We start from the raw sequence: 13,162 nt of genomic DNA on the forward strand, positions 1-13,162 counted from the left end.
TGACGCTCCCGAGGTTGTCTGCTATGCTGCTCATACTGTGAGTGTGCCGCTTATGGATTAAAAGAAAAAGCCCTCCGAGGAACCCTATGGATATTACTGAACTGCTTGCCTTTTCGGCCAAACAGGGTGCTTCCGATTTGCACCTTTCCTCTGGTTTGCCCCCCATGATTCGTGTCGACGGCGATGTACGCCGGATCAACCTGCCGCCGATGGAGCACAAAGAAGTGCACGGCCTGATCTACGACATCATGAACGACAAGCAGCGCAAGGATTACGAAGAATTCCTGGAAACCGACTTTTCCTTCGAGGTTCCCGGTGTCGCCCGTTTCCGTGTTAACGCCTTTAACCAGAACCGTGGCGCCGGTGCCGTGTTCCGGACCATCCCCTCGAAAGTGCTCACCATGGAAGATCTGGGCATGGGCCAGGTTTTCAAGGATATCTCGTCCGTTCCCCGGGGGCTGGTGCTGGTGACCGGGCCTACGGGTTCCGGTAAGTCCACCACGCTGGCGGCCATGATGGACTACATCAACGACACCCGCTACGAGCACATCCTCACCATCGAGGACCCGATCGAATTCGTGCACGAATCCAAGAAATGCCTGGTCAACCAGCGGGAAGTGCACCGGGACACCCTGGGCTTCAACGAGGCCCTGCGTTCGGCACTGCGGGAAGACCCGGACATCATCCTGGTGGGCGAGCTCCGGGACCTGGAAACCATCCGCCTGGCCCTGACCGCCGCGGAAACCGGTCACCTGGTATTCGGCACCCTGCACACCACCTCGGCAGCCAAGACCATCGACCGGGTGGTCGACGTGTTCCCGGCCGAGGAGAAATCCATGGTCCGATCCATGCTCTCCGAATCCCTGCAGGCGGTTATTTCCCAGACCCTGATGAAGAAGATGGGCGGCGGACGGGTTGCTGCGCACGAGATCATGATCGGAACCCCGGCCATCCGGAACCTGATTCGGGAAGACAAGATCGCCCAGATGTACTCCGCGATCCAGACCGGCGGCTCGCTCGGCATGCAGACACTGGACCAGTGTCTTGAGCGGTTGCTACAGAAAGGCCTCGTTTCCCGTGAGGCGGCACGCGCCAAGGCGAAGATGCCGGATAACTTCTGAGGTAAGTAGGTAGCAAAATGGAATTCGAAAAACTGTTGCGGCTGATGGTGGAGAAGGGCGGTTCGGACCTGTTTATCACGGCAGGTGTGCCGCCGAGCATGAAGGTCAACGGCAAGGTCCTGCCGGTCACCAAGAATGCCCTGACCCCGGAACAGACCCGTGAGCTGGTTTACGGCGCCATGAATGACAAGCAACGCGCTGAGTTCGATGCCACCCACGAGTGCAACTTTGCCATCAGTGCCCGTGGTATCGGGCGTTTCCGGGTTAGTGCCTTCTTCCAGCGCAATCTGTGTGGCATGGTGCTGCGGCGGATCGAGGTCAAAATTCCGCAGATTGATGACCTGTCCCTGCCGGAAGTCATCAAGGATCTGGCCATGACCAAACGGGGCCTGATCATGTTCGTGGGCGCCACCGGTACCGGTAAGTCCACCTCCCTGGCCGCTATGCTGGGACACCGCAACCGGAACAGTCGCGGTCACATCATTTCCATCGAAGACCCGATCGAATTCGTGCACCAGCACCAGGGTTGTATCGTGACCCAGCGCGAGGTGGGCATTGATACCGAGAGCTTCGAGGTGGCCCTGAAAAACACCCTGCGTCAGGCCCCCGACGTCATCCTGATCGGTGAGGTCCGGACCCAGCAGACCATGGAGTATTCCGTGCAGTTTGCCGAGACCGGCCACCTGTGCCTGGCGACTCTGCACGCCAACAACGCCAACCAGGCCCTCGATCGCATCATCCAGTTCTTCCCGCCCGAACAGCACAATCAGATCTGGATGGACCTGTCCCTGAACCTGAAGGCCATCGTGGCCCAGCAACTGGTGCCCACTCCCGATGGCAAGGGGCGCAAGGCAGTTATCGAAGTGCTGATCAATACCCCGCTGGTGTCGGACATCATCCGCAAGGGTGAGGTGCACAAGCTCAAGGAGCTGATGGCGAAATCCGGCGAGGCGGGTATGCAGACCTTCGACCAGGCGCTGTACAAGCTGTACTCCGAAGGCTCGATCACCTACGAGGACGCCCTGGCCCATGCCGATTCGGCGAACGACCTGCGCCTGATGATCAAGCTTGGCGCCGATTCCGCCGGAGCCGATCAGCTCTCCACGTCGGTGGACAAACTGTCCATCCAGGATGACTGAACCGGAACTCACGCTTTCAGACTAAAGTCGTAAGTAGTTAGGGCCTCGAACCAGTAGTTTTGGCATTTGAGGCCCTTGGCCCGTGCTGCGTATACTCCGCCCCGAATCAATCAAGGAGCTACCATGCACAAGAATACCAACGCACTCGTAAAGGCAATCCGCCTGGCAACCCTGGCCGCCGTTGCCGCGCCAGCCAGCGTCATGGCGGGTGGTTTCTCGCTAAACGAACAAAGCGCCAGTGCCATGGGCGTGGCCAATGCCGGTGCCGCCGCCAATCCCGAGAATGCGACCACTGTGCTGTTCAACCCTGCCGGAATGAGCCAGCTTTCCGGGATGAACGTTTCCTTCGGTGCTGCGGTTCTGGATATTGATGCCGAGGCGAAAGAGGGCTCCACCTCAGCAACCAATCAGCTTGGTATGCCGGTGACCGGTAGCACTGGCGGAGACATTGCTGATCCCGCAGTTCTTCCCAATTTCTACTTTACCCACGAAATCAACGACTCTATCGATGTCGGGTTTGGGATTCATGCGCCTTATGGTCTGGCTGCCGATTACGACAATGACTTCATTGGTCGGTACTTTGCTGATGAAACCGAGTTGACCGCGATTGCGTTCACGCCCTCGGTTGCCGTGAACAACGGGCGGGGGCTGTCCATGGGCGTCGGGCTTAACATCATGTACGCCGAAGGGCGTCTGTCGAAGTTTCAGGACTACTCCGGGGCCTATTTCCTCGCTCAGCAAGAAGCTGATGCGGCAGGCGTGCCACTGAACGGTGAGCCGTTCAAGCCGGGTTACGCGGATATTGAGGGTGACGATATCGGCATCACCGCACGTATCGGTTTCCTGTATGAGATGTCGAAACAAACCCAGTTGGGTCTTACTCTGCAAACCGGAACGGAGCTGGAGCTGGAGGGAGATGCGGATCTCTCCAATTACCCGGTGGTCCAACCGGGCGATACCGGGCTGAACGCCTTCCAGACTGATATCAGTCGGGATGTAGAGGTGCCACTGGCAATTCCGGAGAGTGTTACCTTCGGTGCCCGGCACTTGCTCACTGACAGAGTGACCCTCCTGGCCGGTGCGACCTACGCCAAATGGAGCCGCTTTGAAGAGCTGGATATCATTAGCCAGGAAAGCGGAGAGGTCATCTCCCACATCACCGAAGAGTGGAAAAACACCTGGCAGTTCAATGTAGGCGGCATCTGGCAAGCCACCCCTAAGTGGGCCCTGAAGGCAGGGTATGCCTGGGATGAGTCACCGGTCGACAACTACGTTACTGCGCGGATTCCGTCAGAGGACCGTCACTGGCTGACCCTGGGTACCCAGTGGAAAGACGTTCAGAGTGGCTGGACCGTCGATGCTACCGTAGGCACGTTGATCTTCGCGGATGACGCGAAAGTGGATGACAGGGAATACAGTCACGAGGATCCCACCGGTGAGCCGATCAGCGCGGCAAGCTACCAGGGTGAATACGACCTGAGTGCCTGGAGCGCGTCAGTTCAGATCAGCAAAGCCTTCTGATCCCGCGTTCAATCTGCACTTTGCGTAAGGCTGGCGGCCAGCGCCGTCAGCCGATCACCTGGCCGCGGTAGATCACCTGTTTCTTCCTCGGTGGTGTACCGCCATTTTGCGCCCCCTCCTCAACCGCTTTCGCGGGTCGATCATCGGCAATCGCCTGGCCCCGATACATGCGTCTCGGGCTCACGTCTTCTTCCGTGTTTCCTGAATTCCATTGCAGTTGGGGTACCTGGGCCTTGAGTGTCTCCCAGGTCCGGACCAGGTGGCTCGAGCGGCTTTTGCTCGCATAGTCCGCCAGTTGCTGCTCGAGATGCTGTTCGGTCAGATGAAGTTTGACGCCGAACTCGGAATGAATAAGCCGGCGGCACTGGTGCACCAGTTTCAGCAGATTGGGGTTAAGGAGCCAGTCTTTCTCAGATGCCAGAGTGTTCATGGTTACGGCCTCGGAATGATTGTCACAACCTGGTTGCGGTTCGGGAGAGCCCGAACGCGGCAACCGACTCCGGTTACGATGCGAATTTTGTGCCGTTCTTCACAACATGCCCTGTAGGCCACCAAGGCAGCGGTTTCGGGGGCAGTAACGGGGACGAAGGTTGGTGGAAGAGTGGTTGCCGTGTCACTTCACGGTGCAAGAGGAGGGCGATTTGCCCCGTTTTGGGGTAGGGGCTGGCCGGGATTGTGCCCGGCCGGCCAGTAAGGCAAGTCGAATCAGTGGGCTTCGTCCCAGTTGTCACCGACACCCGCATCCACCACCAGGGGAATGGCCAGTTCCGCCGCAGCTGACATTCGTTTCACCAGCCCGTCCCGGACCTTGTCCAGGGCGGATTCTTTTACTTCCACGATCAGTTCGTCGTGAACCTGCATGGTCATGCGGGCGTCGTCGGCGTGCTCGTTACGCAGCCAGTTGTCGACTTCGATCATGGCCCGCTTGATGATATCCGCTGCGGTTCCCTGCATCGGAGCGTTGATCGCTGTGCGTTCGGCGGCCTGCTGCATCTGTTTGTTACGGGCGTTGATTTCGGGCAGGTACAGGCGACGGCCAAACAGGGTTTCCACAAAGCCATCTTCGTGGGCCTGTTTGCGGATGTTGTCCATGTATTTCAGGACGCCGGGGTAACGCTCGAAATAGCGGTCGATGTATTCCTGGGCCAGCTTCCTTTCCACGCCCAGCTGCCGTGACAGCCCGAAGGCGGACATGCCGTAGATCAGGCCAAAGTTGATGGCCTTGGCGCTGCGGCGCTGATCGGAGCTGACCTCCTTGAGACTGACGCCGAACACCTCGGCCGCCGTGGCCTTGTGGATGTCTTCCCCATGTTCGAACGCGTTGATCAGGCCCTTGTCACCGGACAGGTGGGCCATGATCCGAAGCTCGATCTGGGAGTAGTCCGCGGCCACCAGCTTGTAACCCTCCGGCGCGATGAACGCCTGGCGGATGCGCCGGCCCTGTTCGCTGCGGATGGGGATGTTCTGCAGGTTGGGCTCTGACGAAGACAGCCGCCCGGTGGCGGTGACCGCCTGGTGATAGGAGGTATGCACGCGTCCGGTCCGGTGGTGGATCAGCTCAGGCAGGGTGTCGGTGTAAGTTGACTTGAGCTTGCTCAGGCTCCGGTGCTCGAGGATCAGCCGTGGCAGCTCATGCTCGTGGGCCAGCTCCTGCAACACCGGCTCGGCCGTCGACGGCGCGCCCTTCGGTGTCTTCTTGATGACCGGCAGTCCCAGCTTGTCATAGAAGATGGCCTGCAGCTGCTTGGTGGAGCCCAGGTTGAAGGTTTCCCCGGCCACTTCGTGGGCTTCCTTTTCCAGTTCGGCCATGCGCTCGGCCAGCTCCTGGCTGTGATTCCTAAGCACACTGGCACTGATCAGGGTGCCCCTTTGTTCCATGCGCGACAGTACCGGTACCAGCGGCAAATCAATCTCCCGGTAGACCGAGTCTAGCTTGCCGGTTTCCCGGAGCCGGGGGCTCAGAGTCTGGTGCAGACGCAGGGTAATGTCAGCGTCCTCGGCGGCATAGGGGCCAGCCTTTTCCAGATCGATCTGGTTGAAGGTCAACTGCTTGGCACCCTTGCCGGCAATGGATTCGTAGGTGATGGTCTGTTCGCCCAGGTATTCCCGTGCCAGGCTGTCCATATCGTGGCGGGTGGCTACCGAGTTATAGACATAGGACTCCAGCATGGTGTCCTCGGCGATGCCTTCCAGATCGATGCCATGGTTGGCCAGCACGTTCTTGTCGTATTTGAGGTTCTGGCCCACCTTTTTCTGTTTGGGGTCCTCCAGCAGCGGCTTGAGCTGCTCGAGGACCTCATCGCGGTCCAGTTGTTCCGGCGCGCCCATGTAGTCGTGGGCCAGCGGCACGTACGCGGCTTCACCGGCCTCAACCGCGAAGGACACGCCGACAATTTCGGCATCGATGTACCGCAGGCTGGTGGTTTCCGTATCAAAGGCGAACAGCTCGGAGGCCTTCAGGCGCCTGATCCAGTTATCCAGTTCATCCTGCTCGGTGATGATGCTGTAGCGCTTATCCTTTGGTGCGGAGGAGTCGCCGTTGGCGGTTTTCGTATCGGTGTCGTTATCACTTTCCAGCTCGTTCACCCAGCTGCGGAACTCGTACTCCTTGAACAGGTCCAGCAGCTGCTCGTCGTCCTGCTCCCGCAGCTTGAGATCCTCCAGTCCGAACTCGAGATCCACATCGGTCCGGATGGTGGCCAGTTCCCGGCTCAGGGGCAGGGTGTCGATGGCCTCGCGCAGGTACTCGCCGATCTTGCCCTTGATCTCGTCCGCATGCTCGATGAGATTGTCCAGATCCTTGTAAGTCTGCAGCCATTTGACGGCGGTCTTGGGGCCGCATTTGTTCACGCCGGGGATGTTGTCGACCTTGTCCCCCACCAGGGCAAGGTAATCGATGATCTGCTCCGGCGTGACGCCAAACTTTTCCACAACGCCTTCGCGATCCATCCGGGTCTCGGTCATGGTGTTGATCAGGGTGACGTGATCGCTGACCAGTTGCGCCATGTCCTTGTCACCGGTGGATACCACCACATCAATGCCCTTGCTGGTGGCTTCATTGGCCAGGGTGCCGATGACGTCGTCCGCCTCCACTTCCGGTACAATCAGCAGGGGCAGGCCCATGGCCCGGACAATCTCGTGGATTGGCTGAATCTGCATCGCCAGGTCATCCGGCATGGGTGGGCGGTTGGCCTTGTACTCTTCGTACATTTCGTGCCGGAAGGTTTTGCCCTTGGCGTCAAAAACCACCACCATTTTCGAGCCGGGAAAATCCTGCTCCAGGCGACGGATCATACTGATCACACCCTTGATGGCCCCGGTCGGGTGATTCTTGCTGTTGGTCAGAGGCGGCAGCGCGTGATAGGCGCGGAAAAGATAGGATGAGCCGTCGACGAGCACCACAGGTGGGGTCTTTTTTTCAGTCATAGAAATACGGATCCGGATTCTGATTGAAGCGTTGGTTGGCTTGTGCAACTCTGTACTGAACTGGATTGACGAAAGGGTATCACGAAAATGAAGCGAATCGCTTACCCCGCCATACTGCTGTTTGGCCTGCCGCTGGCGGCACTGGCCCAGGAAGAGGGCGGGCTGGACCAGGTGCCGGTGGAGACCCCGAAAGAGCCGGTGGTGGTGACCGATTATCAGCCGGAGGCCGAGGGGCCAGCTATTGTTATCCGCCCTGGTGAGAACGAGGTGTTCTACGAGTACCGGGTGAATGGCCAGCTGATGGAGATCAAGGTGGTGCCCGAGGTGGGGCCCGAGTATTACCTGGTGCCTGCCGATGGCGGTGGCTGGATCCGGGAAACCGAATCGGACCTGCTGGTGCCCAGTTGGGTACTGTTCCGGTGGTAACCGGTTTTTAGTATGAACATTCTAATTTTTACCCGTATCTTGGTTAGTGAGATCCAAAGAAGGCCCGCGATTTAAGCACTTGGCGGGCCTGACGAATGTTCACGAAACCAAGGAGAGTCCATCATGGGTAAACTCAAGTCTTACCAGGAACAGATTCAGGAAATCGTCGAGAAGGGCATCAATGCCGCGGAAGAGCAGCAGAAGAAAATCGCTGCCAAACCGTTCCAGTACGCCGAGAAGCTGGAATCCGAAGCTCGCGAGTACAGCGTCAAGAACCTCCGCAAGCGCTACGATGGTTACAGCGAGAGCCTGTTCGAGCAGCTGCGTAGCCTGAACTCCCGTTTCGGCAACTTCGCTGCCGAATTGGTAGCCAAGCTGGAGAAGGAAGCGGCTGAAGGTGCGGAAGCAGTCTCCGAAGCGGCCGACGACGTGTCCGAGGCGGCTGAAGAAGCCAAGAAGAGCGTTGAGCCGAAGAAGCCGGCCGCTCGCAAGACCACAGCCCGCAAGACCAGCAGCTCCGCAGCTGCCAAGAAAAGCACAGCCTCTGCTTGATCTGAGTTGACGTGACGAAGATGGGGTCAGAAGAAAGCCTTCTTCTGACCCCATTTTTATATCTGGCCTTACTGCTCTTCGGCCACTTCCAGAGGCAGCGTCCGCTCCTTGTCCGTAATCACTTCCAGGCGCTGAATATCTTTCCGGTAGGTTTTTTTCAGCTCCACGATATCCTGTCGCTGACTGGCGATATCCTGCTCGATTTCGTCAATCTGGGACTCAAGCCGCCGGATCTTGTCCAGGGTAGCTTGGGGAATTTCCCGGCCTGCGCGCTCCATATCCGCAGCGCGGCTCTGCTCGTTGTTTAGCTGCGATGAAATCACCTGGATGTTGCCGCGCTTGAGCTGGATAAGGCCATTCATTTCCCGCACCTTCCGGTGCATGGCTTCAACCGCCTGATCCGGGTGGCTGTAACGCTTAAGCAGCAATTCGTCCTGCTCGCGCTGGCGTTCCCGTTCCTGTTGGCGTTTTTCCTCAGCCTTGCGGGCTGCAATCTCTTCTTTGGTCGGCGCAGGCGGGACGGTTTCGACCACCCGACCGTTACTGCCCAGGATATCGTAGCCCCGCTTGGTGGCTTCCTGGGGAATGGTGTTACTGATTACTACCTGGCCCTGTGCGTCGGTGTAACGATACATCTGGGCATGTGCCGGCAGTGAGGCGCCCATGGCCGCTACCAGCAGCAATGCCGAGAAATACACAGACAGACGATTGCCCATCAGTCAGACTCCGTATTGATCACGGTATTCGGCTACCTTGTCCGCGTGACCGGCAAACTCCGGGTTGGCTTTGAGGTAGTCGAGCACCTGTTCGAGGCGAATGATACTGACCACCGGAATTCCGAATTCCTTTTCCACTTCCTGGATGGCCGAGAGTTCGCCGTTACCTTTTTCCTGTCGATCGAGGGCGATCAGCACACCGGCCGGCTCGGCACCTGCAGCCCGGATAAGGTCAATGGACTCACGGATGGCGGTACCGGCGGTGATGACGTCATCCACGATCAGCACTTTGCCCTCCAATGGTGCGCCGACGATGTTTCCGCCCTCACCATGATCTTTCTTTTCTTTGCGGTTAAAGGCAAATGGTTTGCTGTTACCTTCTGTAGCCAGGGCCATGGCGGTAACAGTGGCCAAGGGAATGCCCTTATAGGCAGGGCCGAAAATGATGTCATAATCCAGCCCGCTGCGGCTGATAGCGGCGGCATAGGCCTTGCTTAATTGCAGCAGGTCGTTTCCGGTGTTGAACAGTCCGGCGTTGAAAAAGTACGGGCTGGTGCGGCCGGATTTGAGTGTGAACTCTCCAAAACGCAACACGTTCCGCTGGATGGCGAATTCGATAAAATCTTGCTGATAGTCGTGCATGACAAGGCTTCTGGCGGGTGTGGATCTTTAATTAGTGCGTAAAAACGGTATCATACACACAAACCGAATCAGGGAACACGTATGCGGGTAGTATCAATCAGCGTCAATGGCCTCGCCCAGGCTGTTGATAAGGGCTTTTTTGACTGGCTGGCCGATCAGGACGCTGACGTGGTTTGCGTTCAGGATCACCGCATGCGCGCCTACGAGATCGAGGACTACAATCTCATCCCCGAGGGCTACGAAGCCTACTTCATTGACGGCGAGAAGAACGAGCACGGCGGTGTCGGCATCTACACCCGTCATTTCCCCAAGGCCATCATGTACGGCTTCGCCAATGAGCAGGCGGACCGCGAGGGGCGTTTTCTTCAGGCGGACTTCGATAAGGTCTCTGTGGCCTGTGTGCTGGCACCCTGTGCGCTCGGGCGAGAGGAAGAGCTGATCGGTGAGGATGACCTGACTGTCCTGGACCACAAGGACGAGTTCATGGATGCATTCGGTCTGCATATGCAGAAGACCCTGCGTAAGCGCCGTCAGTTTATTTTCTGTGCGAACCTGCAAACAGCCCACCATGTGACGGATGCATCTCCGCTCTACCACAAGTTCGATTTTTCGGGTTTCCTGCCCCATGAGCGGGCCTGGCTGGATCGGCTGTTTGATGAGATGGGCTGTATTGATGCCTTCCGTGAGGTGAACAAGCAGAGCAATCAGTTTACCTGGTGGCCGGAGCAGGCCGAAGGTGCCCGTCGGAATGCCGGTATCCGGGTGGATTATCAGCTGCTGACGCCGGGGATTCGCAAGACTATCCAGGATGGCTGGATTGATAATTCAACACGGTTCTCGGATCACGCGCCGGTGATCATGGATTACGACATCGAGATCGGATTTTAAGCCCTGATTTAAAGTCTGGGGGAAGCGCCCGCATGGCACCACGTCCCCAGACACGCTACGAGCACATCCATGTGCGCTTGTTTCGGGCCGTCCATGGCCCTCAACAGTCTGGGGACGTGGTGCCATGCAGGGGCCCAGACTTTCTGTTTAGCCTTCCAGCGCTGTTTTCTGAATCTCGAACAACTGCTCAATACCCTGTTTCGCCAGGGTCAGCATGCTGTCCAGTTCTGACTGTTCAAACGGTGCGCCTTCAGCCGTTCCCTGGATTTCGATGAAACCGCCCTTGTCGGTCATGATGACGTTCATGTCGGTTTCGGCTTCGGAGTCTTCCGGGTAGTCCAGGTCGACAACCGGCGTTCCCTTGTAAACACCCACGGAAAGTGCCGCCACCATCTGCTTGAGCGGGGAGGCCTTCACTCGCTTTTCCGCAACCAGGTAATTCAGTGCGTCCACCAGGGCTACGCAGCCGCCAGTGATTGCCGCGGTGCGGGTGCCGCCGTCGGCCTGGATGACGTCGCAGTCGACGGTGATGGTGTGTTCGCCCAGGGCGGAGAGGTCGACCGCGGCGCGCAGGGAGCGGCCGATCAGGCGCTGGATTTCGACGGTGCGTCCACCCTGTTTGCCGCGGGCGGCTTCGCGGCCCATGCGGCTGCCGGTGGAGCGGGGCAGCATGCCGTATTCGGCGGTGATCCAGCCTTTGCCTTCGCCGCGCAGGAAGGGCGGTACCTTATTTTCGACGGAGGCGGTGCAGATTACTTTGGTGTCCCCGAATGCCACCAGCACGGAGCCTTCGGCATGGCGGGTGTAGTTGCGGGTGATTCGGACGTCTCTGGGTTGCTCGGGCGTTCTGCCGCTTGGTCGCATAGTGTGTCCTGTATCTGAATCTGAATGTCCGGACTCGGGTCCGGGCGGGGGGTAATGAAAGGACAGCGAGTATAACACGGTCACTGGAGAACACAGGTGGATCGTCGGTTCCCCTTTGGTCGGGTTCGCCGCAACTGTTAAGAGCCTGTTAAACTCCGGTGATCTGCCAAACATGATGATTGGAGCCGATATGATCCGGAGTATGACTGCCTTTGCCCGGAAGGATGCCCGTGGAGACTGGGGCACCCTGACCTGCGAGATCCGCACCGTGAATCACCGCTATCTGGAGCCTTCGTTCCGGTTGCCGGAGGCGTTCCGGGAGCTGGAGAACAAGTTCCGGGAAGAACTGCGAAAGGATTTGAAGCGGGGCAAGGTGGATATCTCCATGCGGCTTCAATCCGCTGAGAATTCCGTCCAGAGCTTCGAGATCAGTGACGAGATGGCACAGGCGGTGAACAACGCCGCCAACCATATCAACCGGATGCTGGATAACCCGGCCCACATCAGCGCTCTCGACATTCTCCGCTGGCCCGGTGTGCTGTCGGTGCCGGAGCAGGACTACAGTGCTGCGCGGGAGGCGGCGGCAAAGCTGTTTGCCGATACCGTGGCCGAGCTGGTTACCGTTCGTGAGCGGGAAGGGGAGCGGCTGCGTCCGTTGTTCGAGGATCGTCTGGCAACCATGGGCAAACTGGTGGCGGATGTTCGCGCCCGGATGCCGGAATTGCTTGAGGCCCAGGAGCGTAATTTGCGGGAACGGTTCGAGAAAGCCAGTGTCGAGCTGGATCCTGATCGGATCGCCCAGGAGATGGTGATGCTGGCCCAGAAGAGCGATGTGGCCGAAGAGTTGGATCGCCTCGATGCCCACATCGGTGAGGTCTCGGATACCCTGAAGCGGGATGACGCGATTGGCCGGCGCCTGGATTTTCTGATGCAAGAGCTGAATCGGGAGGCCAATACCCTGAGCAGTAAAAGCATCGATGCCGATGTCACGCGCGCAGCAGTTGACCTCAAAGTGCTGATCGAGCAGATGCGGGAGCAGGTGCAGAACATCGAGTAACGGACCCCTGAAGCGGATACCTGGAGCCATGGACGATTTTCGCTGGCATGCTCGCGCACTCAAGGAAGTCCTCGATCGGCTGGGTGCCGGGCCGCAGGGGCTTTCGACATCACAGGCCCGGCGTCGGCTGAAGGAGAGCGGGCCCAATCGTATTGAGCGAAACGGTGGCCGGTCCTGGTACAGGATACTACTGCATCAGCTGGCCGATCCGATCGTTTACGTGCTGCTGGCCGCGGCGGTGCTTGCCATCCTGATTGGTAAGGTGGCCGACAGTTCTGTGGTTCTCGCCGTCGTTGTGCTCAATACAATTATCGGCTTTGTCCAGGAGATGCGCGCCACCCAGGCCATCGAGGCATTGAGCCGGATGGTGCCGCAGAATGCCACGGTGCTGCGTGACGGTGACGCCAAGTCGGTTCCCGCCCATACGGTGGTGCCGGGGGATGTGCTGTTGCTGCAGGCTGGAGATCAGGTGGCAGCCGACGTCCGGTTGCTTGAGGTCAATGGGCTGCAGGTCGATGAGGCGGCACTGACCGGGGAATCGCTGCCGGTGACCAAACGGGAAGACCCGGTGGCACCTGATGCAGTGATTGGTGATCGCCATTCCATGGCTTTCGGTGGGACCCTGGTCACAGCCGGCACTGCGGATGGGGTGGTGGTCGCCACTGGCGCGAGCAGTGAACTGGGGCGGATCTCCCGGCTGCTGAATGAAACTGAAGATCTGCAGACTCCGCTGACCCGGCGGCTTGCCAGCCTGGTCAGATCCATTTCCCTGGCGATCCTTGTCATCGCGGTGCTGATCTTCCTTGTCGG

At 58.7% G+C, this 13,162-nt stretch carries 13 protein-coding genes; 8 read left to right on the plus strand and 5 right to left on the minus strand.

Annotated elements, in window-relative coordinates; genetic code table 11:
• The first annotated feature begins 86 nt into the window (after positions 1 to 86).
• The 3 genes from ACESMW_RS16805 to ACESMW_RS16815 all read left to right on the plus strand — a co-directional run bounded on the left by ACESMW_RS16805 (position 87) and on the right by ACESMW_RS16815 (position 3,781).
• Entirely contained in the window at positions 87 to 1,121 is a 1,035-nt protein-coding gene (locus ACESMW_RS16805; protein ID WP_091997362.1) for a type IV pilus twitching motility protein PilT, read from the plus strand.
• 17 nt (positions 1,122 to 1,138) lie between these two features.
• Positions 1,139 to 2,260: a PilT/PilU family type 4a pilus ATPase gene (locus ACESMW_RS16810; protein ID WP_372988149.1), complete on the plus strand. Its 1,122-nt coding sequence runs from the start codon at positions 1,139 to 1,141 to the stop codon at positions 2,258 to 2,260.
• Between the two features lie 123 nt (positions 2,261 to 2,383).
• Entirely contained in the window at positions 2,384 to 3,781 is a 1,398-nt protein-coding gene (locus ACESMW_RS16815) for an OmpP1/FadL family transporter (RefSeq protein WP_372988150.1), read from the plus strand.
• Positions 3,782 to 3,827: 46 nt separating this feature from the next.
• On the opposite strand, the gene ACESMW_RS16820 is transcribed toward ACESMW_RS16815, so the two are convergent.
• Together ACESMW_RS16820 and polA are read right to left on the minus strand one after the other, a co-directional pair.
• Complete coding sequence (locus tag ACESMW_RS16820; RefSeq protein WP_372988151.1) at positions 3,828 to 4,211, minus strand: hypothetical protein; 384 nt, start codon at positions 4,209 to 4,211, stop codon at positions 3,828 to 3,830.
• 275 nt (positions 4,212 to 4,486) lie between these two features.
• Positions 4,487 to 7,207, minus strand: coding sequence for a DNA polymerase I (gene polA / locus ACESMW_RS16825; RefSeq protein WP_372988152.1), 2,721 nt, complete (start codon positions 7,205 to 7,207; stop codon positions 4,487 to 4,489).
• 87 nt (positions 7,208 to 7,294) lie between these two features.
• Between polA and ACESMW_RS16830 the strand changes: the two genes are divergently transcribed.
• Entirely contained in the window at positions 7,295 to 7,633 is a 339-nt protein-coding gene (locus ACESMW_RS16830; RefSeq protein WP_372988153.1) for a DUF2782 domain-containing protein, read from the plus strand.
• Positions 7,634 to 7,756: 123 nt separating this feature from the next.
• Positions 7,757 to 8,185: a hypothetical protein gene (locus tag ACESMW_RS16835; protein WP_372988154.1), complete on the plus strand. Its 429-nt coding sequence runs from the start codon at positions 7,757 to 7,759 to the stop codon at positions 8,183 to 8,185.
• Between the two features lie 68 nt (positions 8,186 to 8,253).
• Here the strand turns inward: ACESMW_RS16835 and ACESMW_RS16840 are convergent, their stop codons facing one another.
• Both ACESMW_RS16840 and pyrE read right to left on the minus strand, forming a co-directional pair.
• Entirely contained in the window at positions 8,254 to 8,901 is a 648-nt protein-coding gene (locus ACESMW_RS16840; protein ID WP_372988155.1) for a DUF4124 domain-containing protein, read from the minus strand.
• Positions 8,902 to 8,904: 3 nt separating this feature from the next.
• Positions 8,905 to 9,543, minus strand: a complete 639-nt coding sequence (pyrE, locus tag ACESMW_RS16845) for an orotate phosphoribosyltransferase (protein WP_343814517.1) — start codon at positions 9,541 to 9,543, stop codon at positions 8,905 to 8,907.
• Between the two features lie 81 nt (positions 9,544 to 9,624).
• On the opposite strand from pyrE, the gene ACESMW_RS16850 reads away from it, so the two are divergent.
• On the plus strand, positions 9,625 to 10,431 hold the full coding sequence (locus ACESMW_RS16850) for an exodeoxyribonuclease III (protein WP_372988156.1): 807 nt from the start codon (positions 9,625 to 9,627) through the stop codon (positions 10,429 to 10,431).
• A 147-nt stretch (positions 10,432 to 10,578) separates the two neighbouring features.
• Here ACESMW_RS16850 and rph read toward each other — a convergent pair whose 3' ends face one another.
• Positions 10,579 to 11,295 carry a ribonuclease PH gene (rph, locus tag ACESMW_RS16855; protein ID WP_372988157.1) on the minus strand — a complete coding sequence of 239 codons (717 nt, stop codon included), beginning with the start codon at positions 11,293 to 11,295 and terminating at the stop codon, positions 10,579 to 10,581.
• 190 nt (positions 11,296 to 11,485) lie between these two features.
• Between rph and ACESMW_RS16860 the strand changes: the two genes are divergently transcribed.
• Both ACESMW_RS16860 and ACESMW_RS16865 read left to right on the plus strand, forming a co-directional pair.
• Positions 11,486 to 12,352 carry a YicC/YloC family endoribonuclease gene (locus ACESMW_RS16860; protein WP_372988158.1) on the plus strand — a complete coding sequence of 289 codons (867 nt, stop codon included), beginning with the start codon at positions 11,486 to 11,488 and terminating at the stop codon, positions 12,350 to 12,352.
• Between the two features lie 28 nt (positions 12,353 to 12,380).
• Positions 12,381 to 13,162, plus strand: a 782-nt coding sequence (locus ACESMW_RS16865; protein ID WP_372988159.1) for an HAD-IC family P-type ATPase, incomplete at its 3' end; no start/stop codon positions are given.

The sequence above is a fragment of the Marinobacter sp. genome, from assembly GCF_041690455.1.
Lineage (GTDB): Bacteria > Pseudomonadota > Gammaproteobacteria > Pseudomonadales > Oleiphilaceae > Marinobacter.